Consider the following 26,148-nt stretch of genomic DNA (forward strand, 5'->3'; position numbering starts at 1 on the left):
GGGTTTGAGACTATAGCTCGGATTAAAAAACGGTATTTAACAAATTTTTATGCGTATTTGCTCTATGTGATAAAGCCAAATCGACACAAGAGAAGTGAAATAATCTTTAAGAAAAGGTTAAAAACAGCAGATAATTTTGCAGCGCGCAGCCACTGCACCAGCGACTGCGTGCTCGAAAGGAGTTATCAGTGGAGGAAATAGTTTTCGGTAACGTTGTTTTGCCCTTCATCGTCAGTCGGTAACAGCAGTTGATGGGCATTAGCTTCAAGAATGACCATCGAAATCTGCTCTTCGCTCTGACGCACGAACCATGCAAACTGCTCATAGGTTACGCCCTGCATAACGGATAAAGACTGGCAAACCACCAGCTTTGGCAGATTATCATCCTGCATATCAAGAAATGCTTTCACGGTCAGCGAACTGGCATTGATGGCAGATAAATCCGCCGCCAGCGGCAATACGGCTGAAGGTCGGACTTCCGCCATGGCAGAAAACAGGATCGTGTTATCGATCAGATCGATTTTGGCATCAAAGACACCGTCGAAATTCTGCATATGGGGCAGATGCAGAGCCTGACAGTTATCACATTCAAAAAAACTCATCCCCAGGTCATCGAGCCATTGACGCAGCGTATCCAGACCAGGAACGACCAGCGATGTCATAATTTTGTACAACCTCTTTCGATAAAAAGACCGGCACAGCTTACGCAAAAAGCGCAGGCAAAACCATGATCAGTAATGTGATTGCGACTAACCACCCGTTTTCAGGCAATATTCTGTCGTAGCGTGGCGTTCGATCCAGCGGATCATTTTACCCGCGATGTCGATACCAGTGGTTTTTTCTATTCCTTCCAGCCCCGGCGACGCATTCACTTCCATCACCAACGGCCCGCGATTAGCACGCAGAATATCCACACCAGCAACGTCCAGCGCCATCGTTCGCGCGGCTTTTATCGCGATTTCACGCTCCTGTGGTGTGATACTGGCGACGCTTGCCGCGCCGCCACGATGCAAATTGGAACGAAAATCGCCCTCTTTCGCCCGCCGTTCAATCGCAGCGACCACTTCATCGCCAACAACCAGACAGCGGATATCGCACCCTTGCGCCTCTTTGATATATTCCTGCACCAGAATATGCGCGTTCAGACCGCGGAAAGCGTCAATCACGCTTTCCGCCGCCTGACGCGTCTCCGCCAGCACGACGCCAATTCCCTGCGTGCCTTCAACCAACTTGACCACCAGCGGCGCACCACCGACCATGTCGATTAAATCGCTGGTATCATCCGGCGAATGCGCAATGCCCGTGACAGGCAGGTCGATGCCCTGACGCGCCAGCAGTTGCATGGAACGCAATTTGTCACGCGCCCGGGCAATGGCGACCGACTCATTGAGCGGATAGCTCCCCAGCATCTCGAACTGGCGCAGTGCCGCCGTCCCATAAAAGGTAATGGCGGTGCCAATACGCGGGATCACTGCGTCAAAATGGGGTAACTTGCGGCCTTTGTAGTGAATAGAAGACGCCGCAGGATTTATGTTCATGTAGCAAGAAAGCGGATCAAGAATTTCAACCAGGTGACCGCGCTGTATAGCGGCTTCACGCAGCCGCTTACACGAATAGAGCGTTCCATCCCGGGACAATATGGCAATTTTCACCCTGCACCTCTCTGTCAGACCTGGTCAAAAGCCCGCGTATCATACATCGACGTGGCGGTTTTAGCGCGTCGCCCAACCCTGTTTGTGCAAATAATCCAGAATAAATGGGCGGCTTTCTTTAATGATTGTTCGGCGGATATGATCGCTCCAGGTATCCCGGCGATTATTGCTGCCACGGGTGAGGTAATATTCAGCCAGTTGTTCGTCATACTGCGCCAGTGCGTCTTTATCCAGCGGTTGATAGCTGTTTTCATGCACCAAAATGGAGGACGGTAAACGCGGCTTAAGATCCGGATTATCCGCAGGCCAGCCAAGGCACAGCCCAAACAGCGGCAGAACATGCTGCGGTAATTTCAGCAGTTTCGTCACCGCTTCAATATTATTGCGCAGGCCGCCGATATATACGCCGCCCAATCCCAGCGATTCCGCTGCGATTAATGCATTCTGCGCCATCATTGCCGTATCAACGACACCGAGCAACAGTTGTTCCGCCAGGCCGAGCTGAGCATCCGGACAGATCTGTAAATGGCGGTTAAAGTCGGCACAGAACACCCAGAACTCCGCCGCTTGCGCTACGTGTTTTTGCCCGCCGGTCAGCGTCACCAGTTCTTCACGTAACGCTTTGTCGGTAATGCGAATAATGCTACTGCACTGCAAAAAACTGGAACTGGACGTCGCACGGGCGCTGTTAATAATCGCCTCACGCTGCGCTTCGGAAATGGGTTCATCAGTGAAATGGCGAATGGAGCGATGGCCACAAATAAGTTCAATGGTTGGCGTCATTATCTTTTTCTCTTTCTGAACGTGAATATTGCGGTGGACGGTTCATCAGCTGTGGGGCAAGACGTTTTGCCACCTGAAGAATAACCACCACCGCAGCGGGAAGCATGAGCAAAACACCGAGAAAAATCATCAGAATCTGCACTTCTGGCCGAGAAAATGGCTCAGGCAGCGACAGGGAGTCACTTACCGACAGCAGCGCCACCGCCAGTAGCATCATTCCGATAAATTCCAGTATCAACACGCCTTTAGGCAATTTACCGATCGCGCGCATACGCTTCCCTCTGCAAAGTGAGCCTTCAGTCTAAAACTTTTCACTGTATTGTGTTTAACAGTTATAGCTTTTAGCAATTAATGCAACAGGTTAAACCTACTTTCAGCGAATACATTTTAGCGTGATCATTACAGGCATAAATCTATGAGGAGAGAAATAATGCAAACCGTTATTTTTGGTCGTCCGGGTTGCCCTTACTGTGTGCGTGCAAAAGATCTGGCTGAGAAATTGAGCAATGAACACGATGATTTTCAGTATCACTATGTAGATATTCGTGCGGAAGGGATCACTAAAGAAGATCTACAACAAAAGGCAGGTAAACCCGTAGAAACCGTGCCGCAGATTTTTGTCGATCAGCAACATATCGGCGGCTATACCGATTTTGCTGCATGGGTGAAAGAAAATCTGGACGCCTGATCGTCTGACAAGCCCTCGCGTTGAGGGCTTTACTGATTTTTTCTGTGCTGTGGTTTAAACAAACTACTGATAAATAAGAAACACAGTGCCCCCAGCGCACACCAGAACACCGCACTTAATAACCATGCCAGCTCTTGCCAGAATGAGCGCGTCGGTGAAAAAAACAGCCGCATAATGAGCATCGAACAGGGTGCCGCCAGCATTGCGCCAAACAGAGGTTTCAGGACTTCTCTACGCTGTGAAAAGAAGCTGGCGACTGCTCCAGGAAGAATGAAAAATAGCAAGCCGATTTCAGGATGCCCGGCAGCCCGAAAAGCGCCTTTCATGTGCGTCGCCAGAAAAAGGCACACCACAATGAAGAGGACAAAACAGCAGATTGCCCCCGCCCAACGTTGTTTATGTTTCACTCGTTCCTCCTGACACTGCGTCTATCGAACACATTTTTCGCCAGTGTGGCGTTCAGTAAGATAAAGCCGCTTCGCATTCCATGCTAATATAGGCCAACGCAATTCATATAGCCGTTGATACCTAATGTGATTACACTAGTAAAATATATTGTTACTTTACTATCGTTTAGGTGCGCTGAATGAATCTGCGCCCTGAATTCTGGTAAAAAACATTATCGTAAATTACCATTTCTTTCAACAGCTTACTAGTAAACAAGAAGTTAGCCTCCGTGAATATAAACGTCGCCGAATTGTTAAATGGGAATTACATTCTGTTATTATTTGTGGTCCTCGCGCTTGGGCTATGTCTCGGAAAGTTACGACTTGGTTCGATCCAACTGGGTAATTCCATTGGCGTTTTAGTCGTATCGCTGTTATTAGGCCAACAACATTTCAGCATTAACACCGATGCGCTTAATCTTGGCTTTATGCTGTTTATTTTCTGTGTTGGGGTTGAAGCCGGACCGAACTTTTTTTCCATTTTTTTTCGCGATGGGAAAAATTACCTAATGTTAGCACTGGTGATGGTTGGCAGTGCGCTGGTGATCGCCTTAGGGTTAGGTAAGCTGTTTGGCTGGGATATTGGCCTGACGGCCGGTATGTTAGCAGGCTCTATGACGTCGACACCGGTTCTGGTCGGTGCTGGCGATACACTGCGTCATTCCGGCATGGAAAGCAGGCAGCTCTCACTGGCACTGGATAATCTGAGCCTCGGGTATGCCTTAACCTATTTAATCGGTCTGGTGAGTTTGATTGTTGGTGCGCGTTACTTGCCGAAATTGCAGCATCAGGACTTACAGACCAGCGCCCAGCAAATCGCCCGCGAACGTGGCCTGGACACTGATGCCAACCGTAAGGTTTATTTACCGGTGATCCGCGCCTATCGCGTCGGCCCGGAGCTGGTGGCCTGGACCGACGGCAAAAATCTGCGTGAACTGGGTATTTATCGACAAACCGGCTGCTACATTGAACGTATTCGACGTAACGGGATTCTGGCAAATCCAGACGGTGATGCCGTGCTACAAATGGGCGATGAAATAGCGTTGGTAGGCTATCCCGACGCCCATGCCCGACTCGATCCCAGCTTCCGTAACGGTAAAGAAGTTTTCGATCGTGACCTTCTCGACATGCGTATCGTCACTGAAGAAGTGGTCGTTAAAAACCATAACGCTGTAGGTAAACGTCTCGCACAACTGAAGTTGACCGATCACGGTTGCTTCCTTAACCGCGTCATTCGTAGCCAGATTGAGATGCCGATAGATGACAACGTCGTGCTTAACAAAGGTGACGTTTTACAAGTCAGCGGTGATGCCCGTCGCGTAAAAACCATCGCCGATCGCATCGGCTTTATCTCGATTCACAGCCAGGTCACTGACCTGCTGGCATTTTGCGCCTTCTTTGTTATTGGGCTGATGATCGGGATGATCACCTTCCAGTTCAGCACATTCAGTTTCGGCATGGGGAACGCTGCCGGGTTGTTATTCGCCGGAATTATGCTGGGCTTTATGCGTGCTAACCACCCGACCTTCGGTTACATTCCGCAGGGTGCATTAAGCATGGTGAAAGAGTTCGGCTTGATGGTGTTTATGGCAGGCGTTGGTCTGAGCGCCGGTAGCGGTATTAATAACGGCCTGGGCGCGATTGGCGGTCAGATGTTGATTGCCGGATTGATTGTCAGTCTGGTGCCCGTGGTTATCTGTTTCTTGTTCGGTGCTTATGTATTGCGAATGAACCGCGCGCTGTTGTTCGGCGCAATGATGGGCGCACGTACCTGCGCGCCGGCAATGGAGATCATCAGTGATACAGCTCGCAGTAACATCCCGGCGCTGGGCTATGCGGGCACCTATGCAATCGCCAACGTCCTGCTGACGCTGGCAGGGACAATCATCGTCATGGTATGGCCAGGATTAGGATAAAACTGAAGTTGCCCTGAAAATGAAATTTTTTTGCACAACCGCAGAACTTTTCCGCAGGGCATCAGTCTTAATTAGTGCCACTGCTTTTCTTTGATGTCCCCATTTTGTGGAGCCCATCAACCCCGCCATTTCGGTTCAAGGTTGATGGGTTTTTTGTTGCCTGAAATTTATACCTTTTAAAATCATGATGTTAGAAGCACTGCTTTTTAACGATGGCGACAAAATGGCGGCAGCGTCAAAGAGAGAGCGCCACCTGTCCTGATTTCATTGGATGCGGCTGAACCGGATTTGACTCTTTTGGCGTTGCAATCGAACGAACAAAAGTTTCATGGGTAACAAAAGTATGGCTGCAGTTAATGTTCTGGCACTGGTTGTAACGCTCTTTGGTCAATGAAGATACCTGAAAACTGCTGCGAGTATGGGCGGCACTTCCACACAGTGGGCAAATCATCATTTTTCGAGTTCTCCCCATTTTTGCTAAATTCACAATAATGATACCGTATTATTCCATTTTGCAAACTTAAAAGTTCTCCATTGCGAAGAATCATTCCATTTCGAAATCATCAATCCTCACTTCAAGCTCCAGACTGGTCGTAAAACCGTTATCCGGGCTGACGGTATGTGTCAGAGTCGTAATGGTCCATTCCGCATCATCTATCGGCTGTTTAAAACCACTGACTTTCACTGGCATTTCCGTGTAGAGATCTGCCCGACCTTCCGCCAGTTGTAGCGAGAATGACGCAACGCCGCGTTGCAGGCGTTCCCACTGCATTTTCGCCGCTCGTTCGGCGTTGCTCCGGTTGGCATAAGTGCGATTAAGTACCAGCACGTTTTCATCCGTACCCACCAGGTAATCGCCCTGCTTCGCTTCCGGCTCTTTCGTCTGCTTCTTAGTCCTGCGCTTACGCTTCACCGTGGTGCTTTCTTTCTTCGAGGGTTCGCGAGTATGCAACCAGCTGGCAATTACGCCCGTGTAAGCTCCGCGATCTGCCAGGGTAAAGCGGTGACTGTCGCCGTCCTTACGTGTGATAGTGATCACCGGTAGTGGTTTACCGCTGGCGCTTTTACCCTGTCCCTGTCGGATGAATAACAGATTGCCATTTTTCACCGACGCAATAGCACCGTACTGGCGCGCCAGCCGCATCAGAAAACTGCCGTCACTCTCATTGGTCTGGTCTAAATGTTCCACGGTTTTATCTGACAGGTCTTTACCCAATGCCATCTTCAGTTTGTGCCGCGCAGCTATTTCCTTCACCACTTCCCCAACGGTGGTCTTGTGCCACGACTTTTCACGGCGGGTATTCAGCGTTTCACGAAAATCAGCACTTCGCGCCCGGATAGTCAGGCGGTCCGGTGCGCCAGTGTGTTCAATCTCGTCCACCGTGAATGTCCCTTTCGGGAAAAGCGGCTGCCCCTTCCAGCCCAGCGCCAGCGTAATGACCGCACCACGGCGCGGCAGCACGATTTTTCCGTCGGCGTCGTCCAGCTCCAGATCAAGCTGGTCCGCTTCAAAGCCCCGATTGTCCGTCAGCGTCAAACTCATCAGGCGGTTATCCAGCACAGTGGTGATATCCCTGCCCTCAATACTGATGCTGAATGCGGGAGTTTTGTTGCCTTTGTTAAGCAGTTCAGAGCTGAAATTCACGACAGCAGCCCTCCCACCGTTTTACTGATATCGCTTAAAGCAGACGTTGCCATGTCCTGCAGATTATTCAGTTGCGCACTGAGATCACCGAACATATCGGACAGGGATTCATCCACCCGTTTGAGCGACAGGGTGAACTCAATCCGGCGCGGCATACCGTCGCGGAAAAACTCCGTTTTAGTCTGATTCAGTCCCTCAATCACATACATGCCATAAATCGTGCCGCTGCCTTCAATCAGGGGCCATGCTTTCCCCTGTTCTGCCATCTGCTCCAGCGCCAGCAGCGACAGCCTGCCACCTGTTATCTCCGGCATAAGAACACCGGAAAGCGTCAGCATGTCGTTGTCCGGTCCCAGAAACTGCGTGGACGGACGTCGGTTTACCCGGCTGTTTGCCGCATGTCGCCAGTTGCGTTGATACTGCAGCTCCTGATACGGCACGGTGCGCAGCATAAACACGTACAATCCCAGCACCATCATCATGCGTCGTATCCCCCCTGATCGCTGTAGTTACTCCTGGCTTTTGCCTTCAACCTGCGTTCACGTTCATCAAGCTGGCGGGCCACCTCCCGCGCAATATCCTGCGCACTTTGTCCTGGCTGCGTCTGGATGATGATCTGCGTCGGTGCCTCAATCCTGTAAACGGGCGGCACAGTGGCTGCGCGACTCACAATTGCTTCTCCACCTTTCGCGGGAAGTGCCAAAGGGTGCAACGGTGGAAGCTCTGCTGGTGCGGCAGCAACGCCCATCATTCCGGCAACAACGGCAGCCAGTGCAGCTGTATTTCTCCGGCTAGTCACATTTGCCGGGCCGTTAACAATTTCCGGCCCGTTTTCACCGACGATGCCAAACTGCCCGCGCGGGATATACCCGCCGCTGTCATACATCCCCGCAAAGCCATATCCCCATGATGGAAAACCACCCGATGGCATCATCACTTTACCGTCTGCATTCACCGTCGCAGGTTGCTGACGCGTCACGCTTTCCGGCAGTTTTGCCTTTGCGGCCTCTTTACTGACAATGCCGAGCTTCTCCAGCAACCAGGAAACGCCGGATTTCAGGGAGTCCAGCGGATGCATGACCATATTCAGCCCTTCCGCCAGTGCCTCCCCGAATCTCCGCCCCATTGCCGCTGCACTCTGCAGTTCGGCAGAGGTCGACTTAACGGGCGTCAACCGTAACAAAGGCCCGCGCCGTCAGCCGGAAAAGAACGTTTTCACCGATGAACAGATTGAGAAGCTGGAAGAAATCTTCCATTCCTCCATGTTCAACTACCAGCGCCACTGGTGGGAAGCCGGAAAAACCAACCGCATCCGCAACCTGCTGAAGTCACGCCAGATCGGCGCGACCTTCTATTTTGCCCGTGAAGCCCTGATTGACGCCCTGCTAACCGGGCGTAACCAGATTTTCCTTTCCGCCAGCAAGGCTCAGGCCCACGTCTTTAAGCAGTACATCATCGACTTCGCCAAAGAAGTGGAGGTGGAGCTGAAAGGCGATCCGATGGTGCTTCCTAACGGGGCCACGCTTTACTTCCTCGGCACCAATGCCCGCACTGCCCAGAGTTATCACGGCAACCTGTATCTGGATGAATATTTCTGGATACCGAAATTCCAGGAGCTGCGCAAAGTGGCTTCCGGTATGGCTATTCACAAGAAATGGCGACAAACCTATTTTTCCACGCCATCCAGCCTGACTCATAGTGCTTATCCGTTCTGGTCCGGTGCGCTGTTCAACCGTGGGCGCAACAAAGCCGATAAGGTGGACATCGACCTGTCCCACAGCAATCTGGCCCCCGGCCAGCTGTGCGCCGACGGGCAATACCGCCAGATAGTCACCGTGGAAGATGCGGTGCGCGGCGGCTGTAACCTGTTCGACCTTGACCAGTTGCGCATGGAGTACAGCCCGGACGAATACCAGAACCTGCTGATGTGCGAGTTTGTGGACGATCTCGCGTCCGTGTTTCCGCTCAGCGAGCTGCAGGCGTGCATGGTGGACAGTTGGGAAGTCTGGACCGACTTTCATGCTCTGGCCCTGCGCCCATTTGGCTGGCGCGAAGTGTGGATCGGTTATGACCCGGCAAAAGGTACGCAGAACGGCGACAGCGCCGGATGCGTGGTGGTGGCACCGCCAGCCGTGCCAGGCGGTAAGTTTCGCATTCTCGAGCGTCACCAGTGGCGCGGGATGGACTTCCGTGCCCAGGCGGACGCAATCAAAAAACTGACCGAGCAGTACAACGTGACCTACATCGGCATCGACTCAACCGGCGTTGGTCACGGGGTTTACGAGAACGTGAAAGCGTTCTTTCCTGCCGTCCGGGAGTTTGTCTACAACCCCAACGTTAAAAACGCCCTGGTACTCAAGGCCTACGACATTATCAGCCACCGCCGTCTGGAGTTTGACGCCGGACACACCGACATAGCGCAGTCCTTTATGGCAATCCGTCGCTCCACCACCGCCAGTGGCAACCGCCCGACCTATGAAGCCAGCCGCAGCGAAGAAGCCAGCCACGCCGATCTGGCATGGGCAACGATGCACGCACTGTTTAACGAACCGCTGCAGGGCGAATCCGCCAATACCAGCAATATTGTGGAGATTTTTTGATGGGAAAGAGTAAGAAAAACCGCGCAGCGGCGATGAATCAGATCCAGCATAAAAGCCAGACTTCAGCCGAAGCATTCAGCTTCGGCGATCCCGTTCCTGTTCTGGACCGTCGCGAACTGCTGGACTATGTGGAATGCGTACAGATGGACCGCTGGTATGAGCCGCCTGTGAGTTTCGACGGCCTGGCGCGAACATTCCGCGCCGCCGTACACCACAGCTCACCGATTGCAGTAAAGTGCAACATTCTGACCAGCACCTATATCCCTCACCCACTGCTCAGCCAGCAGGCTTTTTCACGTTTTGTGCAGGACTATCTGGTATTTGGTAACGCCTACCTGGAGAAACGCACGAACCGCTTCGGTGAAGTTATCGCCCTTGAACCTGCGCTGGCAAAATACACCCGACGCGGGTTAGACCTGGATACCTACTGGTTTGTGCAATACGGCATGACTACGCAGCCGTATCAGTTCACGAAAGGCAGCATCTTTCATCTGATGGAACCGGATATCAACCAGGAGATCTACGGCCTGCCCGGTTATCTTTCTGCCATTCCGTCAGCCCTGCTCAACGAGTCCGCCACGTTGTTCCGCCGTAAGTATTACATCAACGGCAGCCATGCAGGCTTCATCATGTACATGACCGATGCCGCGCAGAATCAGGAGGATGTGAACAACCTCCGCAACGCGATGAAAAGCGCCAAAGGTCCAGGCAACTTCCGCAACCTGTTTATGTACTCACCTAACGGCAAAAAAGACGGGCTTCAGATCATCCCATTGTCAGAAGTCGCGGCGAAGGATGAATTTCTTAACATCAAGAACGTGAGTCGGGATGACATGATGGCAGCGCACCGCGTGCCGCCGCAAATGATGGGGATTATGCCGAATAATGTTGGGGGGTTTGGGGATGTGGAGAAAGCAAGTAAAGTGTTTGTACGAAACGAACTTATACCATTACAAAAACGCTTAGGAGAGATAAATGAATGGCTTGATAAAAAAATAATAGAATTTGAAATATATTCATTCTGATACATTTACATAACTTAATAGGACATCCATCGCTCAACACATAATAAGAAAAAAACTACGGCACTACCGTGCCGTAACAAATTATCACTTTAAGAATTTTTTCTGATAAGACTCATCAATTAGAGATTTAATTATTTTCGCCCTTTTTGACACTAATACACTAATTCTTGTCCTTTGACTTTTATCATACTCCTGTGCTTTTTCAATATTAGATGTAGCATCTTTGAATAAATCAGCAATCAAAGGTTTATAGTCACCTTCGATATTAATGCGTTGTTTTAGATGATTCAACCACCGCTCGGTCTCCGCAAGAAGTGCTGTTATCTCATTTTGAAATGACATTGCATCAATTTCTTTTGAATCTCCCGGTATCCAAAACTTTCTTGATGCAGATTCAATTTCCTTTAAATTATCTGAAACATTTTTTACAATTGCCCATGTTTCACTCCTCTTTTGCAACGCACGGGAGTTTCTATAAACAAAAACCCAACCAATCAAGGCTGTTAGAATTGCAATCACACCTGAACTAGCAAGGTATTGTAATAACCGCAGATAAACCGGAAGTTCATCCATGAACATCACTCCTTTTTAGCATCAGAAATATATCCCCATATACTATCCTTGAGGAAATCCAAATCAGTAAATATTTTTAATTTTTTCCTAATTATAGCTTTATCTATATTATTTGTTCTATAAAGTCCACCAAACGCCTCTTCCAAGAATGAAGAACCATAACCCATAGCACCATCAAGGTACACGTGCACCTCATCATAATCTTGGATGGCTTTCAAAAGATACTTTTCACGGAAACGTTGTCCATTATCAGGACCATCCTCATCATAGCGGCCATAGGGAACATCTGAAAAATCTTCAGCAACATGTATCTCTTTGATTTTCATTCAGCACCTCTCAAACTTACATTCCATTGAATAAGGGTTCCACCTATGGAGTATGGCAGATCAAATTTATCTTCAACATTATTTTCAGCATCATAAGAATATCGTCCCATTCCACTAAAAATATGTAACTGCCCCTCAGGGTTATCTACAACATACCTTTTCATATCAGGTAATCCTTTACCATGCTTCTGACTATTCATTCTTGTCTCACCATACTGTACAGCCGCGAATATTTTATCAGAATCCGTCTTAGGATTAAATATCTGAGCGATAAATGTGAAAAAGTCTTTTTTAACCAATGTAACTGGGATACCTTCTCCCATATCATACACCATCAAAAATAGTTGTTCTTCGACTTTGTGTGCCAATATCCACCATCTTTTACCAATGTCCTCAATAAATTCAGAGAACTGTTCTTCATTTGAATACGCATGTAGACCAACATTGCTAATAGATTCAGTTAAGGCTGCATATAATTTCACACCATCCGAAGCGGAAATCTTACCTTCATAAATGGTATCTTTTATATAACGTAGAATATTTTTAATTTTTTGTCTTGCTTCGGCACTTTCATGATCATCTCTAGTTTTGCCTGCAACAGCGGAAACAATTTCCATTGAATTAAGCTTATCTGCAGCTATACGCTGAAACCCTGTAATCCCCCAAATACCACATATTTTAAACCAGTTATTTGCCCTGGATGAACCGCACGTAGTAATAGAAATTATATTTTTATCTTTTGTTTGCCTTTGTAAAAAGTCAATATGTGCATACAATACGATTACTGCACATGCTTTCAGAGATTTTGTATTTCTGAAATCTATTAAAATTTTCTCACCATCATTGATGTAATCTCTGATTAAAGTGATAAACTCTATAAATAGTTTGTAATTTTTAGTATTAAATAAGTCCAATGACGCAGGCGCGGGTATTCTCACACGAGAGAATACCCGCATGGGCTGTAGCATCCGTCTTCCACCAGAAAGCTTTCTTGACTCCCGCTTCGCAATCTTCCTTGCTCTGATCAAAGAATGTTCAATTTGTTCTTCAGTTAGCCGCTTCATATCCTTTCCTCGATAGTTGTTGAAGCTTATCAGTTCACGCAACAACTACAAACATCTACCTGCTATCTTAAAGCAACAATTTGAAAGAACATTGAAAATCATAGTATCTGTTTGTAAACAAACGACTGTTTCTATACCTTGCGCGCGCTCGTATCCCCGCCACGCCTGCCCGCTTTATGTAGTAGTTTTCATGCACCTGCATGACATGAGCAAAAGCCCGCCAGTTCTGGCATGTCTTAGCCAAACCGATCCTCAAACGATCATGCGAACCCATGCAGCATAGACATGCATGACATGAAAATCGGTCAAACCTTGAAACCAGTCATAAATATGAGCCAGCTTAATACACACTAAATAGCTGCGTCTAATACTGCTACACCTGCCGTTTACTGACATGTGGCATGTCGCGTAAGGACAACATACTGTAGGCCAGATACAGCAGGATCAGGCGAAGAAAACGGCCCCACGCCTTACCCAGCAAGGGCCAAGGGCTAACCGAAAGTGGAGCATTATTCCGCGCAGTTATTTAGTGTCAGCTCTTTTGAGCTAAAATCAAGTTTCAACATGAGGGTCTGTGCAGGCTTTCTCATCCCGCTAATTTATACAGCACACCTATATGGCTATGAGTTTGTCATGCCCGCTAATCCTGTTAGGATTAGCCTTGTTTTTTTACGATTGGGATAGGGATATGAAGAAATTAACTGGCGTAATTGCTTTTGCTCTGCTGCTTACTGCTTGTGACAAACCGAAGATCGATGCATCAAGCGATCAGTCGATGAAAGAGTCCATTCAAAAAGTAAGAGAGTCCTTACCTGCAGATAAAAAAGCTCAGTTTGATGATGCAGTTAAAGTCGTTGCCTTTAGCCAAATCAACATGAGAGAGCTAATGCAGGCTGGAACGTCTTCTGGGGACGTCTACGAAACAAAAATTAAGTCAGCGTTGGAAGGTAAAACTGGTGATGAGGTTATAAATTACGCACAAACTATTCGCCTTGAGCGTGAGAAGAGAGAGAAAGAACAGGCTCTGCAAGAAATAAAAGAACTGGAAGCCAAACAAACCTCTGCAACACAGGCTGCGGAAAAAATGAAAGCCTTCAAGGTCGAACGTTCCCGTTTTTATTTCCAGAAAGAGGATTACGGCAATGATCAGCCAATTCTGGATATTAGCGTTGAAAACGGAACAGACAAAGCGGTTGCCAGAGTATTCTTCAAAGGAGTTATTGCCAGCCCAGGAAGAAGCGTCCCTTGGTTCTCTGACGTCTTCAACTATAAAATTTCTGGAGGTCTGGAACCAGGTGAGAAAGCCAACTGGAAATTAGCCCCTAATAGATACTCTGATTGGGGAAAACTTAAAGTTCCGGCTGATGCTATATTTACCGTCACAGTCATTGGCCTTGAAGACGCAGATGGGAAATCGATCTATGGTGACGCCGAGTTTTCAGAACGCGATGCTGACAGACTGAATCAACTTAGAGATAAGTACCTTTCTAAATAATCAAAATTAAAGCTACTTCAGCATAGTCCCTGAGAATATATATCAGGGACTACCAAATCACGGCAGATACCCCTTAGTTAAATAATGCTAAACGCTTAGAAAGAGACCATGAAACGTATAACTTTCTCCTTTACGTTAGTAGCAATCATCATAGCCTTAGCTGGATGTGCTTTGCCAGATAAAGACGGCGACTTCGGAGCTTATGTTCATGCCTGTCAGCAATATGCATACGGAAAATCCTATGCCTTTGAGAATAGAGACTTCGCGTATAAGGTCTGTAAGGACGCGGCGAAACTGTGGAGTGAAGAAGTTCCTGGCTATATCATCAGGCAAATTCAACTACATCCTGAAATACCCAGCGAAGAAATTAAATATGCAGCCATGGCCGGCTCTTTGGGTAACAACTAAATCAACTTATGAGAAAGGGGCTTAATGCCCCTTTTCGGTTCCCTTATCAAGTCCTAACGAAACAAGCTCAACTGATTACATCCATCGACCTACTGTATTCATGGCTTCGAATTTTCGCCATCAACTCATCAGTCAATTCAGAAACCCACTGCAGAGCTAGCCCCTTCTCTTCATCACTACACTCACTAGCCGCTACAAGCTTAAGAAAAAAATCAATGCGCTGGAGCTTCAAAGACTCCAAAAAATAGTCCTGCATCTTTCCTCCTATAACACCATACGCAATACTGTACATATAACCACTGTTTATATTTACAGTATATAATAATCTTACTGATGTAAAACGTTTTTTTACGTTCATCAGCCTGATATGCCTGGTATTATTAAGAGCACGAATTGTTAACCCGCGTGATTAATACAGGTTCCGCCACTTATCATCTTCCTGCAAACGCTGGTTCCGATAGAAGATACGCAGGCCTGCTCCTGACGGAATACTGCCACCGCAAAGGAGCAAATCGACCTCTTTCTCGCTGCCATCAAATCCTCTGGACTTCAGTTCATAGACGAGCTGCTGACGCTGATACTCTGTAATTCGCTGTTTGTAGTCTTTACGCCGTTTCGGTTTAACCAGGCGCAATCTTGCTGCCAGTTCCCGGCGCTCTTTTTTGCTCATACTGTGCAGGTAATCGTGCAATTCCTTGTCATCCATGCAGGTAATGTCCGTTCTGGTATCCCCATCTGCTGATTCATCTTTCTCATGTTGGTTCAAATTTTCAGCAAGGGGACAGTTATTGCCACGAGTCCAAGGGGCGCAAGCGCCCTGGTCGGCTGCCGCCTCCTGAACGTCAACGGCTTTACGAACCATTTTCCACTTCACTGCATGAGTGCAGATCTTGCCCTCTGCAATGGGTGACCAGATGCCATAAATACGAATGCCGTGATCGCCATAGGCGGTCGGCTCTTCGTTGATTTCATAAGCGGTTCTGATGAGGTGATATTTACGGGGAACCAGTACGCCGCCCTGTTTCATGATGTAGGTGGCAAAACAACCAGCATCAGCAGCAGCCAGAATGGCATCAAGACGCGGGTTATCCAGTACCGGCGCACCTGCTTTTTTGTCACCCTGTTGCCTTGCCGCCTGACCAGCCAGCAAGCGAAGTTCACGGTAAGCCTGACGCCCCGGAATACCAAAGAAGCGGAATTGCTGAACACGATGCAGAGACGCCCAGGCATTCACGTATTCAGCGTTATCACGCAGAGATTTACCCGTTTCCTTGCTGATCTCGCCAACCAGACCACGACCGTCAATGTTCTTACTGATATATTTCGCGATGTAGCTTGTCGGCGTTCCTTTGCGCGGGTTAATCAACTCAGACTTAAAGCGCGGCCCAGTGTTATTGCCCAGCTCCTCGCGGTCTTCACGGATGGCAAACTTACGCAGTAATGCAGTGATGGCACGGCGGTCTTTTTTGCGCATGAAACACAACAGGTGCCAGTGAACTGTGCCATCATGATGCGGCTCAGCCACCCGCACGCCATACCAGCGCAACCCGGCTTTGTGCATCGCCTTACGAAATGCAGCAAACATGCCGACCAGATAATCGCTGCTTTGTCTTACCGTCGCGTTTGTCCAGGTCGGGTTTGGTCTGCCGTTATTTAGCGTGGAATGGAAACGCGACGGACAGGTGATAGTGTAGAAAACGGCGCAGTCACCGCGCATTTCCGCGATAAGCTCCAGACCTTTAACACAGGCCATCATCTCATTGCGGCGATGCGCAGGGTTGCTGCTGCTGGCGTTTACCACATCCTCCATGTCCAGCGTGTCGCCGTCTTCGTTCACCAGTTCATGAGAACGGAAAAACTCCAGCGACTTACGGCGCTGCTCACGTTTATGCATCACGGCTTCATAGCTGACATAAGGAGATGCTTTTTTGCTGACCAGGCAAACAGCGCGCAACTGCTCTTCCCGCCATTCGCAACGCATCTTCCATAATTTCCGATACCACCAGTCGGCGCACAACATACGCGCCAGCGAACCCGGAATGAGTTCATAGGGCACGGGTTTGCGGCGGTTTCTTTTCCGACGGAGTTGCTCAAACGCAGGTGGGATGACATCCAGACGCAGGGTTTCCGCTGCCACCTTTTCCCATGTCTTGCGGATTTCTTCTGGCTTAACGTCATCGGTGGCATACAAATCACCACAAGCTGCATCAAGGCACATACTCATATGCGCAGCTACCAGGGTGGACAGGCGTTTCACCTGATCCTGACTCATTTCAGGCAGGATCAGCAGGCCGTCCAGCCCTTCATGGCTTGCCATAAAGCGAAAAGATGCAGATAGCTGACTGTCGCGTACATGCTCCAGTCGTTCCAGACATGGCTTAATCGTCTCACGTAAATAGCGGGAATAAGCCTTTGGCCTGCCCAGGCTGCTGAAGTATTCAATACGTTGCATCAGCGGCTTGCTGATATGGGAAGGCTGGGCGTTGACGTCCGCCAGAATGACCATGTCTGAATTAAAACGCTGCTGCTCATGCGCCAGCTTTGCCCGGCTAATGAGCTTATCCTGCTCCATTTCGCGCTGGACAGGATCACGTGATTCATTAAAGAAATAACGCTCCCAGACCTGATCACTCAGTGCCTCGCGGCGCAACTGTTCCTGCTCGTTATCGGCAGCGTACAGAGTGATCAGGTTTGAAAGCGTAGAAACCGGCGCAACTTCCGCCGGGTCCAGATAAGGGTTAATGGCCTTTTTCGGGCTGTTCCATGAGAATGCTGCGGCAGCCTCGTTAAAGCCGCAGCAGTTGTTCATATCGGCATGACTCATGCACGTACTCCGTACACGGCAGAACTATCCACGCCACGCGAATAATCAAATCCCATCCAGCAGCGCGGCCCGGAAACAGCAATGATTTCTGTTGCTGATTTACCCTCGCCAGCTGCCACACCGATGCTGCGTTTTACCTTGATATAGTGGTGAGTAAAATTGCGATACAGCGAACGGATCAGGGATGTGTCACTGTTAGAAACAATGACCGGATGTCCTTCTGATGACCGATGTTCAAGAACGGATGCCAGGTGATACTGGTCATCTTCAGTGAAACCATCAGTGTGATAACCGGAAAACGTACCGTCATATGGCGGATCGCAATACACCACATCTCCCGCCTTCAACATCGTCAGCGTTTCATCAAAGCTGGCGCAGATAAACGTTGCTCGCTGGGCTTTTTCTGCAAATGTGCGAAGTTCTTTTTCAGGGAAATACGGATTTTTATAATTACCGTAGGGAATGTTGAAATGCCCGCTCTTGTTATAGCGACATAAACCACGGTAACCGTGACGATTGAGATACAGGAAATATACCGCTTTCATGAAATCAGTAATTTCAGTTGAGCAGTTAAACTCCTGCCTTATGTTGTAATAAGCCACCTCCCTGTTTGCGATCTCAAATAAAACTCTGGCGCGAGATATAAACGATTCACAATCAGCGGCAACCTTTTTATAGAGGTTGATTAAATCAGGATTAATATCCGCAACCAGATAGCTGGGATAATCCGTTTCCATCATCACAGCACAGGAACCCGCGAAAGGTTCAACCAGTCGCGGGCCAGCAGGAAGGTATTTTTTCAGTTCTGGCATAATGGCGGTTTTATTTCCCGCCCATTTCAGGATGGTGCTCATACAGCACCTCCGTTGTAATGTTTGCCTTTCAGTTCTGCGATTTCCTGACAGGTAATGCAAAGCTGCACTCCCGGAATGGCGCGGCGTCGTGCTGGCGGAATTGGCGCTTCACATTCAATGCAAAGTACGCGTGACACGCCCGGTGATTTGGCACGGGCTGCACGGATATGGCGCTGGCGTTCTTCTTCAACGCGCTGCTGTACGAGATCCATTGCATCAGCCATTAGTGGATCTCCTGCGCTTCGTTCTGGATTGCTTCAGCAGTCACGCGCAGCAGTTCTGCCGCTTCCACGTGGTTTAGCTGGCGGGATGAGATATAACACGCCAGGCTATCAAGGCGAGCAGCCATTGCTTCAGCCCTTGCCCGGCGTTCTTCCAGACGAGCCTCTGTCAGTAAAATATTAAGCCCTGCGTCATCCGGTCCGGTTTTAGTCATGAGGGTTTCAATATTACGCATAATCAATTCTCCTGAATTTAGATAAAGGGATGCCCGGCGGGTTTACGCCATTAATTTCATTAGTTGGTTAATTCGGCATGGTTAGCCGTCTGGGAAATAAGCTCACCACTGCACGAAAATGATTCATTGCTTTAATCAACTCCCGCTTTTCGTCAGTGGTCAGCTCATTAATGCTGATGCTATGACGTTCAGCTGGAATTTTTGCCATAAAGAATATGGCAGCCAGTGCCCTTTTATTTTGTTCATTATTGATATCCCATGGATCACGCATATCTTTAATAAACCGCTCAAGCTCTGACTCAATATTCAGGCCAAAAACTTTCGCCCTTAACTCCGCAATGTGATTAAGTCCATTCAGGCGTTCACCGGGGCTTAATGGAACAGTTGCTGCAGTGCCTTCAATAGCCATTTGTTCCCCCGTTTTTTCGTAGATAGTTCTGCCAGCAATTCATCTTGTGAACGGCACGGATGCCAGCGTTTACCATCCTCCCCCATGATCCAGCCGTGACCGTAATGCATTGCCGGGCTTTGTTTAACCAGCAGCGATGCAAATGATGGTTCTTTCGTCAGCATAAGCACCTCACAGCAAACCAAATGAAGCACCGAGGCCAGTCACGGTATCAACTGCACTCGCCATCGCAGGATTAGCCTGTAAACGGGCCTGCAATGAAACAGCCGCCAGCGCCATCAGTCGTGTTACAGAGTTAATGCTGCTGATAGCATCACGACGACCGGCACAGGTTTTTACATCGCCAGACACCGCACCTGCAGCAACACGCCCGATCTCTGCGGTTGCACTCATGACGTAATGTGGCAGTTTCTCTTTTGCCACCTCATTAATCGGTACACATGGCAGACAATGAATCTGTGCCAGAAAACCATCTACCAGCGTTGAATCTTCAGTCAGATCGGTAAGCAGCCAGATTTCTGGTGCGGTTAATAAATGAGGCTGAGCTGGGTTCAGCTTGTTCCGCAGAATCTGCACATTCATGCCTGCACGTTCTGCCAGTTGCACCAGATTGTGGCGCAGTGCAAATGCACGACAGGCTTCATCAAAATGTGGATGTTTGGAAACTTGGTAATCAAACATGGTCAATGCCTCTGATGTATTTCAGAATCGAACTAATTAAGGTTTAGATTGCATTCTGAAAGCGCATCAACGGTCATTGCTGCTATGTTGATCATCACTTTTTCGCGTTTTTTATCTTTGCGCAGACGGTGACGGATAAGGCGTCCATCAGCCAACATATCATTGATGGTATCGATGGATAGCCCTGTCAGCTCGCTATAGCGTTCAATAGTCACATGAGGCGTGGTAAGAGTGATTGAAATGTTAGGTCTCATGATGCAACATTCCTCGTTTAATGATGATTAATCAGGACGAATACGGATCGTTTGTATTTTGTGAACACCATAAACATACGATCGCACAGTGAAATCGTCAAGATAAAAGTTCACTTGGAGTGACCATGAATTTGGAGAAAGGCGGACGAGGCGCCATAGAGCGCATGGTAGAAGCTTATGGATTCAAGACTCGACAGGCGTTGTGCGATCATTTAGGAATCTCTAAAAGTACACTCGCCACACGCTACATGCGTGACTCATTCCCAGCAGAATGGGTAATCCAGTGCGCCCTTGAAACAGGCACCTCGCTTAATTGGCTCACAACCGGGCATGGTTCAAAGCAAACTTCAGGTAATACAAATACTATGGAAGTTGCTAAATATGTATTATCTGATGGGGCCTTGTGTGAAGACGGTTTTTATATTTTCGATAGAGAATTTCTACCGTCGGCATTCAAGAATCTTTTTGTAATCACAGATAATAATTCTGAATTTATTTGTGATAAGGAATTTGATGATATACGTGATGGTAAATGGGTAATAAGTATTGATGGCGAAATAACGATCCGTGACATTACTCGTTTACCCGGTGGAAGAATCTTCGTCGAGGGTGGAAACAGAGCCTTCGAATGTAAGATAGAAGACATTGAAATAATTGGTAAAATTATAAGTTTAACAGTCAAGTATGTTAAATAGTACCGGGAGGAAATTATGCTTGGTAAGGTATTTTTTGTGGTTTTGTCATGTTCTTTGTTATTAAACCCACTAGCTACCTATGCTAGAAATTATCCCTGCTCAGGGAAAAAGGGAGGTGTTTCTCACTGTACCTCTGATGGCAAATTCGTTTGCAATGATGGAACTATTAGTAAATCCAAAAAAATCTGTACTAAAAACTCACGATAACTTTTGCTTTTATATCTGCGCCTAAAATAAAAATGAGCCACAGGTTAACCGCAAAAGTTACATGATCACATAGCAAAAAGAATAGCCTACTTCATTATGGCTTCAGTGAGATGTATGGTCGCAGGATTTCATACATTGACACTGGTTATACATACAGTAAAAATGCTCTCTATTGGAGGGCATTTTTTATGGCTGTACGAAAACTCACCACAGGAAAATGGCTTTGCGAATGTTACCCCGCCGGACGTAGTGGGCGTCGTGTGCGTAAACAATTCGCCACCAAAGGCGAAGCACTGGCTTTTGAGCGTCACACGATGGAAGAAACCGAAGCAAAGCCCTGGCTAGGTGAATCAGTGGATCGTCGAACACTGAAAGACGTGGTTGAGCTATGGTTCAAACTACATGGTAAATCACTGACTGCTGGGCAGCATGTCTATGACAAATTGCTGCTGATGGTTGACGCTCTGGGCAATCCCCTTGCAACTGATCTCACCTCTAAAATGTTTGCCCACTATCGAGATAAACGCCTGACAGGTGAGATCTACTTCAGCGAGAAATGGAAGAAAGGAGCAAGCCCGGTCACCATTAACCTGGAGCAAAGCTATCTAAGTAGTGTTTTTAGCGAACTATCCCGCCTGGGCGAATGGTCGTATCCGAACCCACTGGAGAACATGCGAAAATTCACCATCGCAGAAAAAGAGATGGCATGGCTTACCCATGAGCAGATTGTTGAATTACTGGCTGATTGCAAACGTCAGGACCCAATTCTGGCACTGGTAGTTAAGATATGCTTAAGCACAGGCGCACGCTGGCGAGAAGCCGTAAATCTTACTCGTTCACAGGTGACCAAATACCGAATTACCTTTGTAAGAACGAAGGGGAAGAAAAACAGAAGCATCCCTATCAGTAAAGAGCTTTACGAAGAGATCATGGCGCTTGATGGGTTCAATTTCTTCACAGACTGCTATTTTCAATTTTTATCCGTGATGGAAAAAACGTCTATCGTGCTCCCTCGCGGTCAACTCACACACGTTCTGCGCCATACGTTTGCGGCGCACTTCATGATGTCGGGTGGAAACATTCTGGCCTTACAAAAAATTCTCGGACACCACGATATAAAAATGACTATGCGTTACGCACATCTGGCACCGGATCATCTGGAAACGGCGCTCCGTTTCAATCCTCTGGCAACGCTGCCAAGTGGCGACAAAGTGGCGGCAGCGGTTGGCATTACCCCGTAATAACCACCACTGACCACCAACCTAATTTATTGATTATCTTGCAAGTCGTTGTTTTCACTAACCCATTTACATAAATGGGTTTTTTGTTATCTAAAATTTATCTACTACCCTGCAACCCTCTCAACCATCCTCAAAATCTCCTCGCGCGATAGCGGCTTACGGTCGGTGACAAAATGCAGCGTCATCCCCTCAATAAACGCATCAAGCGCGCGGGCGGTTCCGGGTTCAAACCATTGTTCGAGCGTTTGCTGACTGCGCTGCATCCAGTTTTGCATTACCGTTTTTAATAGCGGTTTTCGGCTAGCCAGCGCGTAGAGCTGGTACATCAGCTCCATATTATCCGGCGTTGCAACCTGTGAGCTGTAGATCATATCGGTGATAGCCTGGCATGCGCCTTGAGCATCACTAACATCGCTAAAAAATGCCTGATATTGCCGGGACATAATCTCAGTAAAACTGCTGAACGCCTCCAGCAACAACTCATCAATTCCTGAAAAATAGTAGGTCATCGATCCCAACGGTACCCCGGCAAGGGTAGCAATTTTGCGGTGCGTAACAGCATGTATTCCGTAAAGTTTCACCGCCTCCAGCGTGGCCTGGATAATTTTTTCTCGCCGTTGCGGATCGTTAGCGCGACGCATGTCATTTCCTCTGTCTGCAATTGTGTACAAATGTACACAACCTTGCTAATGTTGTCTTCCCTCTTCTTATTTTGACGTGATCTATGACCGTAAATTCTTCACGTAATGCATTGAAACGCCGAACCTGGGCGCTGTTTATGTTCTTCTTTTTGCCAGGCCTGTTAATGGCGTCCTGGGCAACCCGTACGCCTGCTATCCGCGATATTCTCTCTGTCTCGATCGCTGAAATGGGCGGTGTTCTCTTTGGTCTGTCGATCGGTTCGATGAGCGGTATTCTCTGCTCGGCGTGGTTAGTGAAACGCTTTGGGACACGTAATGTCATCCTGGTCACGATGTCCTGCGCATTGATCGGGATGATGATATTAAGTCTGGCACTCTGGCTGACATCGCCCCTGCTCTTTGCCGTTGGTCTCGGCGTCTTTGGGGCAAGTTTTGGTTCTGCGGAAGTGGCGATAAACGTTGAAGGTGCCGCCGTTGAGCGAGAAATGAATAAAACGGTTTTGCCGATGATGCACGGTTTTTATAGCCTGGGCACGCTGGCAGGCGCTGGTGTCGGGATGGCACTGACGGCCTTTGGCGTTCCGGCAACGGTGCACATTTTATTGGCGGCGCTGGTAGGTATCGCGCCTATTTATATCGCCATTCAGGCAATCCCTGACGGTACGGGCAAAAATGCTGCCGATGGCACCCAGCATGGCGAAAAAGGCGTACCTTTTTATCGCGATATCCAGTTGCTGCTGATTGGTGTTGTGGTGCTGGCGATGGCCTTTGCCGAAGGTTCTGCCAACGACTGGTTACCCTTATTAATGGTTGACGGTCACGGTTTTAGCCCCACTTCCGGCTCGCTGATTTATGCCGGTTTTACCCTGGGGATGACCGTTGGACGCTTCACTGGCGGTTGGTTCATCGACCGTTACAGTCGCGTTGCCGTGGTTCGGGCCAGTGCGCTAATGGGGGCGTTGGGTATTGGGCTGATTATTTTTGTCGATAGCGCCTGGGTCGCTGGGGTGTCTGTTGTACTCTGGGGAATGGGTGCCTCGCTGGGCTTCCCGCTGACCATTTCTGCCGCCAGCGATACCGGCCCCGATGCACCAACCCGCGTCAGTGTGGTAGCAACGACCGGTTATCTGGCTTTCCTCGTCGGGCCGCCGCTGCTGGGCTATCTCGGCGAACATTATGGATTACGTAGTGCAATGCTGGTTGTACTGGCGCTGGTTATTCTCGCGGCTATTGTCGCGAAAGCCGTCGCCAAACCCGATACCAAAACGCAGACGGCGATGGAGAATAGTTGATGAGCATTAAATTAATTGCGGTAGACATGGATGGTACTTTCTTAAGCGATCAAAAAACCTATAACCGTGAGCGGTTTATGGCTCAGTATCAGCAAATGAAAGCACAAGGCATTCGCTTTGTGGTCGCCAGCGGGAATCAATATTATCAGTTGATCTCTTTCTTCCCTGAAATTGCTAATGAAATTGCCTTTGTGGCTGAAAACGGCGGCTGGGTAGTGAGTGAAGGCAAAGATGTTTTTAATGGCGAGCTGTCGAAGGATGCCTTTACTACTGTCGTGGAACATTTGCTGACGCGCCCGGAAGTGGAAATTATTGCCTGCGGAAAAAATAGCGCCTATACGCTCAAAAAATATGACGATGCCATGAAAACGGTGGCGGAAATGTATTATCACCGTCTGGAATACGTCGATAACTTTGACAACTTAGAAGATATTTTCTTTAAGTTTGGCCTGAATCTTTCCGATGAACTGATTCCACAAGTACAAAAAGCATTACATGAGGCCATCGGCGATATTATGGTGCCAGTCCACACCGGCAACGGCAGCATCGATCTGATTATCCCCGGCGTACATAAAGCCAATGGCCTTCGCCAACTGGGTGATGCTGCCAACTTACTGATTTAGTGTATGATGGTGTTTTTGAGGTGCTCCAGTGGCTTCTGTTTCTATCAGCTGTCCCTCCTGTTCAGCTACTGACGGGGTGGTGCGTAACGGCAAAAGCACCGCCGGACATCAGCGCTATCTCTGCTCTCACTGCCGTAAAACATGGCAACTGCAGTTCACTTACACCGCTTCTCAACCCGGTACGCACCAGAAAATCATTGATATGGCCATGAATGGCGTTGGATGCCGGGCAACAGCCCGCATTATGGGCGTTGGCCTCAACACGATTTTACGTCACTTAAAAAACTCAGGCCGCAGTCGGTAACCTCGCGCATACAGCCGGGCAGTGACGTCATCGTCTGCGCGGAAATGGACGAACAGTGGGGCTATGTCGGGGCTAAATCGCGCCAGCGCTGGCTGTTTTACGCGTATGACAGGCTCCGGAAGACGGTTGTTGCGCACGTATTCGGTGAACGCACTATGGCGACGCTGGGGCGTCTTATGAGCCTGCTGTCACCCTTTGACGTGGTGATATGGATGACGGATGGCTGGCCGCTGTATGAATCCCGCCTGAAGGGAAAGCTGCACGTAATCAGCAAGCGATATACGCAGCGAATTGAGCGGCATAACCTGAATCTGAGGCAGCACCTGGCACGGCTGGGACGGAAGTCGCTGTCGTTCTCAAAATCGGTGGAGCTGCATGACAAAGTCATCGGGCATTATCTGAACATAAAACACTATCAATAAGTTGGAGTCATTACCCGCCAACTGCAGAAATTATGGGGAATAGACGACAGCGAAGTGGTGGTCTTTGGCGATGGCGGTAACGATATTGAGATGCTGCGTCAGGCAGGCTTTAGTTTTGCAATGGAAAATGCCGGCAGCGCGGTCGTCGCAGCGGCAAAATACCGGGCAGGCTCCAATAACCGTGAAGGCGTACTGGATGTGATCGATAAAGTGCTTAAATACGAAGCGCCATTTGACCAATAAAAACGGCAGCACGCCCGGCAACACAATACCTGAATGAAGGCTGCATAATTCGCGGAAATTAACCCGCTGCATTATTTCAGGCGAAATGATTATGAAAAATTGTCTACTGTTGGGCGCGCTTTTAATGGGCTTTACTGGTGTGGCGATGGCGCAAAGTGTCACCGTCGATGTGCCGAGTGGATACAAAGTGGTTGTAGTTCCTGATTCAGTCAGCGTTCCACAAGCGGTCAGCGTCGCGACTGTGCCGCAAACCGTCTATGTGGCTCCTGCGCCAGCTCCGGCTTACCGCCCGCATCCTTATGCTCGCCATCTTGCCAGCGTAGGTGAAGGGATGGTTATCGAACACCAGATTGACGACCATCACCATTAATTCGAGAATG

General features: G+C 48.6%; 32 protein-coding genes and 4 pseudogenes. 14 read left to right on the forward strand and 22 right to left on the reverse strand.

Going from position 1 to position 26,148, the window contains the following annotated elements; translation table 11 throughout:
* Positions 1-185 precede the first annotated feature (185 nt).
* The 4 genes from ACU8XX_RS16115 to ACU8XX_RS16130 form a co-directional block, all read right to left on the reverse strand.
* Positions 186-662: a type III secretion system chaperone family protein gene (locus tag ACU8XX_RS16115; protein ID WP_000203025.1), complete on the reverse strand. Its 477-nt coding sequence runs from the start codon at positions 660-662 to the stop codon at positions 186-188.
* An 87-nt stretch (positions 663-749) separates the two neighbouring features.
* Positions 750-1,652: a 30S ribosomal protein S6--L-glutamate ligase gene (gene rimK / locus ACU8XX_RS16120; protein WP_000684321.1), complete on the reverse strand. Its 903-nt coding sequence runs from the start codon at positions 1,650-1,652 to the stop codon at positions 750-752.
* Positions 1,653-1,712: 60 nt separating this feature from the next.
* Positions 1,713-2,435 carry a nitroreductase NfsA gene (nfsA, locus tag ACU8XX_RS16125; protein WP_000189162.1) on the reverse strand — a complete coding sequence of 241 codons (723 nt, stop codon included), beginning with the start codon at positions 2,433-2,435 and terminating at the stop codon, positions 1,713-1,715.
* Positions 2,419-2,706 (reverse strand): DUF1418 family protein, encoded by a 288-nt coding sequence (locus tag ACU8XX_RS16130; RefSeq protein ID WP_001201560.1) that lies wholly within the window; start codon positions 2,704-2,706, stop codon positions 2,419-2,421. Before ACU8XX_RS16130 ends, nfsA begins: the two co-directional genes overlap by 17 nt.
* 159 nt (positions 2,707-2,865) lie before the next feature.
* Between ACU8XX_RS16130 and grxA the strand changes: the two genes are divergently transcribed.
* Positions 2,866-3,123: a glutaredoxin 1 gene (gene grxA, locus ACU8XX_RS16135; RefSeq protein ID WP_001195225.1), complete on the forward strand. Its 258-nt coding sequence runs from the start codon at positions 2,866-2,868 to the stop codon at positions 3,121-3,123.
* A gap of 29 nt (positions 3,124-3,152) precedes the next feature.
* On the opposite strand, the gene ACU8XX_RS16140 is transcribed toward grxA, so the two are convergent.
* Positions 3,153-3,530, reverse strand: a complete 378-nt coding sequence (locus tag ACU8XX_RS16140; protein ID WP_000681108.1) for an inner membrane protein YbjM — start codon at positions 3,528-3,530, stop codon at positions 3,153-3,155.
* Positions 3,531-3,799: 269 nt separating this feature from the next.
* Here ACU8XX_RS16140 and ACU8XX_RS16145 point away from each other — a divergent pair, with 269 nt between their 5' ends.
* The gene (locus tag ACU8XX_RS16145) at positions 3,800-5,485 is read left to right on the forward strand and encodes an aspartate:alanine antiporter (RefSeq protein WP_001024876.1); all 1,686 of its coding nucleotides are present in this window, start codon (positions 3,800-3,802) and stop codon (positions 5,483-5,485) included.
* Between the two features lie 235 nt (positions 5,486-5,720).
* Here the strand turns inward: ACU8XX_RS16145 and ACU8XX_RS16150 are convergent, their stop codons facing one another.
* From ACU8XX_RS16150 to ACU8XX_RS16165, 4 genes and pseudogenes are all read right to left on the reverse strand, one after another.
* Positions 5,721-5,939: an ogr/Delta-like zinc finger family protein gene (locus ACU8XX_RS16150; RefSeq protein WP_000972391.1), complete on the reverse strand. Its 219-nt coding sequence runs from the start codon at positions 5,937-5,939 to the stop codon at positions 5,721-5,723.
* A 90-nt stretch (positions 5,940-6,029) separates the two neighbouring features.
* Positions 6,030-7,130, reverse strand: coding sequence for a phage late control D family protein (locus ACU8XX_RS16155; RefSeq protein ID WP_001593256.1), 1,101 nt, complete (start codon positions 7,128-7,130; stop codon positions 6,030-6,032).
* A complete protein-coding gene (locus ACU8XX_RS16160; RefSeq protein WP_001593255.1) occupies positions 7,127-7,612 on the reverse strand; it encodes a phage tail protein in 486 nt (161 codons plus the stop codon). The genes ACU8XX_RS16155 and ACU8XX_RS16160 overlap by 4 nt, the downstream gene beginning before the upstream one ends.
* A pseudogene (locus ACU8XX_RS16165) lies at positions 7,609-8,304 on the reverse strand (phage tail tape measure protein); the annotation flags it as partial. The gene ACU8XX_RS16160 and the pseudogene ACU8XX_RS16165, both read right to left, overlap by 4 nt.
* Between ACU8XX_RS16165 and ACU8XX_RS16170 the strand changes: the two are divergent.
* A pseudogene (locus tag ACU8XX_RS16170) lies at positions 8,300-9,730 on the forward strand (terminase large subunit domain-containing protein); the annotation flags it as partial. The pseudogenes ACU8XX_RS16165 and ACU8XX_RS16170 overlap by 5 nt on opposite strands.
* Positions 9,730-10,755 carry a phage portal protein gene (locus tag ACU8XX_RS16175; protein WP_089571426.1) on the forward strand — a complete coding sequence of 342 codons (1,026 nt, stop codon included), beginning with the start codon at positions 9,730-9,732 and terminating at the stop codon, positions 10,753-10,755. The pseudogene ACU8XX_RS16170 and the gene ACU8XX_RS16175, both read left to right, overlap by 1 nt.
* 84 nt (positions 10,756-10,839) lie before the next feature.
* Here ACU8XX_RS16175 and ACU8XX_RS16180 read toward each other — a convergent pair whose 3' ends face one another.
* The 3 genes from ACU8XX_RS16180 to ACU8XX_RS16190 are packed head-to-tail and all read right to left on the reverse strand — an operon-like array spanning position 10,840 to position 12,718.
* Entirely contained in the window at positions 10,840-11,328 is a 489-nt protein-coding gene (locus tag ACU8XX_RS16180; RefSeq protein ID WP_130723475.1) for a hypothetical protein, read from the reverse strand.
* A gap of 5 nt (positions 11,329-11,333) precedes the next feature.
* The gene (locus ACU8XX_RS16185) at positions 11,334-11,654 is read right to left on the reverse strand and encodes an STAS-like domain-containing protein (protein WP_042005410.1); all 321 of its coding nucleotides are present in this window, start codon (positions 11,652-11,654) and stop codon (positions 11,334-11,336) included.
* Positions 11,651-12,718, reverse strand: a complete 1,068-nt coding sequence (locus tag ACU8XX_RS16190) for a hypothetical protein (RefSeq protein ID WP_052928646.1) — start codon at positions 12,716-12,718, stop codon at positions 11,651-11,653. The genes ACU8XX_RS16185 and ACU8XX_RS16190 overlap by 4 nt, the downstream gene beginning before the upstream one ends.
* A 688-nt stretch (positions 12,719-13,406) precedes the next feature.
* Here ACU8XX_RS16190 and ACU8XX_RS16195 point away from each other — a divergent pair.
* Together ACU8XX_RS16195 and ACU8XX_RS16200 are read left to right on the forward strand one after the other, a co-directional pair.
* Positions 13,407-14,213 carry a DUF6694 family lipoprotein gene (locus tag ACU8XX_RS16195; protein ID WP_001580535.1) on the forward strand — a complete coding sequence of 269 codons (807 nt, stop codon included), beginning with the start codon at positions 13,407-13,409 and terminating at the stop codon, positions 14,211-14,213.
* 108 nt (positions 14,214-14,321) lie between these two features.
* Positions 14,322-14,621: a hypothetical protein gene (locus tag ACU8XX_RS16200; protein WP_001580534.1), complete on the forward strand. Its 300-nt coding sequence runs from the start codon at positions 14,322-14,324 to the stop codon at positions 14,619-14,621.
* 67 nt (positions 14,622-14,688) lie between these two features.
* Here the strand turns inward: ACU8XX_RS16200 and ACU8XX_RS16205 are convergent, their stop codons facing one another.
* The 9 genes from ACU8XX_RS16205 to ACU8XX_RS16245 all read right to left on the reverse strand — a co-directional run bounded on the left by ACU8XX_RS16205 (position 14,689) and on the right by ACU8XX_RS16245 (position 20,100).
* Positions 14,689-14,877, reverse strand: a complete 189-nt coding sequence (locus ACU8XX_RS16205; RefSeq protein WP_001580533.1) for a hypothetical protein — start codon at positions 14,875-14,877, stop codon at positions 14,689-14,691.
* Between the two features lie 153 nt (positions 14,878-15,030).
* Positions 15,031-17,445 (reverse strand): replication endonuclease, encoded by a 2,415-nt coding sequence (locus tag ACU8XX_RS16210; protein WP_240765208.1) that lies wholly within the window; start codon positions 17,443-17,445, stop codon positions 15,031-15,033.
* Positions 17,442-18,299 carry a DNA adenine methylase gene (locus tag ACU8XX_RS16215; RefSeq protein ID WP_047204267.1) on the reverse strand — a complete coding sequence of 286 codons (858 nt, stop codon included), beginning with the start codon at positions 18,297-18,299 and terminating at the stop codon, positions 17,442-17,444. Before ACU8XX_RS16215 ends, ACU8XX_RS16210 begins: the two co-directional genes overlap by 4 nt.
* Entirely contained in the window at positions 18,296-18,523 is a 228-nt protein-coding gene (locus ACU8XX_RS16220; RefSeq protein WP_000752610.1) for a TraR/DksA family transcriptional regulator, read from the reverse strand. The genes ACU8XX_RS16215 and ACU8XX_RS16220 overlap by 4 nt, the downstream gene beginning before the upstream one ends.
* Entirely contained in the window at positions 18,523-18,756 is a 234-nt protein-coding gene (locus ACU8XX_RS16225) for a DUF2732 family protein (RefSeq protein WP_167775766.1), read from the reverse strand. Before ACU8XX_RS16225 ends, ACU8XX_RS16220 begins: the two co-directional genes overlap by 1 nt.
* Positions 18,757-18,823: 67 nt before the next feature.
* Entirely contained in the window at positions 18,824-19,165 is a 342-nt protein-coding gene (locus ACU8XX_RS16230) for a DUF5347 domain-containing protein (protein WP_001504055.1), read from the reverse strand.
* On the reverse strand, positions 19,129-19,329 hold the full coding sequence (locus ACU8XX_RS16235) for a phage filamentation protein Fil family protein (protein WP_001504054.1): 201 nt from the start codon (positions 19,327-19,329) through the stop codon (positions 19,129-19,131). Before ACU8XX_RS16235 ends, ACU8XX_RS16230 begins: the two co-directional genes overlap by 37 nt.
* Before the next feature lie 7 nt (positions 19,330-19,336).
* Positions 19,337-19,846 carry a phage regulatory CII family protein gene (locus tag ACU8XX_RS16240; RefSeq protein WP_000460891.1) on the reverse strand — a complete coding sequence of 170 codons (510 nt, stop codon included), beginning with the start codon at positions 19,844-19,846 and terminating at the stop codon, positions 19,337-19,339.
* A 32-nt stretch (positions 19,847-19,878) separates the two neighbouring features.
* A complete protein-coding gene (locus tag ACU8XX_RS16245; protein WP_001247707.1) occupies positions 19,879-20,100 on the reverse strand; it encodes a hypothetical protein in 222 nt (73 codons plus the stop codon).
* 125 nt (positions 20,101-20,225) lie between these two features.
* Between ACU8XX_RS16245 and ACU8XX_RS16250 the strand changes: the two genes are divergently transcribed.
* The 3 genes from ACU8XX_RS16250 (at position 20,226) to ACU8XX_RS16260 (ending at position 22,243) form a co-directional block, all read left to right on the forward strand.
* Entirely contained in the window at positions 20,226-20,795 is a 570-nt protein-coding gene (locus ACU8XX_RS16250; protein WP_001047320.1) for a phage repressor protein CI, read from the forward strand.
* A gap of 15 nt (positions 20,796-20,810) precedes the next feature.
* Positions 20,811-21,002 (forward strand): hypothetical protein, encoded by a 192-nt coding sequence (locus tag ACU8XX_RS16255; protein ID WP_001513672.1) that lies wholly within the window; start codon positions 20,811-20,813, stop codon positions 21,000-21,002.
* Between the two features lie 188 nt (positions 21,003-21,190).
* Positions 21,191-22,243, forward strand: coding sequence for a phage integrase (locus ACU8XX_RS16260; RefSeq protein WP_000290937.1), 1,053 nt, complete (start codon positions 21,191-21,193; stop codon positions 22,241-22,243).
* Between the two features lie 104 nt (positions 22,244-22,347).
* Here the strand turns inward: ACU8XX_RS16260 and rcdA are convergent, their stop codons facing one another.
* The gene (gene rcdA / locus ACU8XX_RS16265; RefSeq protein ID WP_001297003.1) at positions 22,348-22,884 is read right to left on the reverse strand and encodes a DNA-binding transcriptional regulator RcdA; all 537 of its coding nucleotides are present in this window, start codon (positions 22,882-22,884) and stop codon (positions 22,348-22,350) included.
* 83 nt (positions 22,885-22,967) lie between these two features.
* On the opposite strand from rcdA, the gene ACU8XX_RS16270 reads away from it, so the two are divergent.
* The 5 genes and pseudogenes from ACU8XX_RS16270 to ybjH all read left to right on the forward strand — a co-directional run bounded on the left by ACU8XX_RS16270 (position 22,968) and on the right by ybjH (position 26,138).
* Positions 22,968-24,176: an MFS transporter gene (locus ACU8XX_RS16270; RefSeq protein WP_000217864.1), complete on the forward strand. Its 1,209-nt coding sequence runs from the start codon at positions 22,968-22,970 to the stop codon at positions 24,174-24,176.
* A pseudogene (gene ybjI / locus ACU8XX_RS16275) lies at positions 24,176-24,772 on the forward strand (5-amino-6-(5-phospho-D-ribitylamino)uracil phosphatase); the annotation flags it as partial. The gene ACU8XX_RS16270 and the pseudogene ybjI (ACU8XX_RS16275), both read left to right, overlap by 1 nt.
* A gap of 55 nt (positions 24,773-24,827) precedes the next feature.
* Positions 24,828-25,525 (forward strand): IS1-like element IS1A family transposase gene (locus ACU8XX_RS16280; RefSeq protein ID WP_103215986.1). Its coding sequence is split into 2 segments (ribosomal slippage): positions 24,828-25,077 and positions 25,077-25,525, totalling 699 coding nucleotides; the frame shifts between segments, so codons are not numbered across the junction.
* Between the two features lie 15 nt (positions 25,526-25,540).
* Positions 25,541-25,768 (forward strand): annotated as a pseudogene (gene ybjI, locus ACU8XX_RS16285) (5-amino-6-(5-phospho-D-ribitylamino)uracil phosphatase); the annotation flags it as partial.
* A gap of 85 nt (positions 25,769-25,853) precedes the next feature.
* On the forward strand, positions 25,854-26,138 hold the full coding sequence (gene ybjH / locus ACU8XX_RS16290) for a protein YbjH (RefSeq protein WP_000605478.1): 285 nt from the start codon (positions 25,854-25,856) through the stop codon (positions 26,136-26,138).
* The last annotated feature ends 10 nt before the right edge of the window (positions 26,139-26,148 follow it).

It is taken from the genome of Escherichia sp. MAL-1, assembly GCF_052948035.1.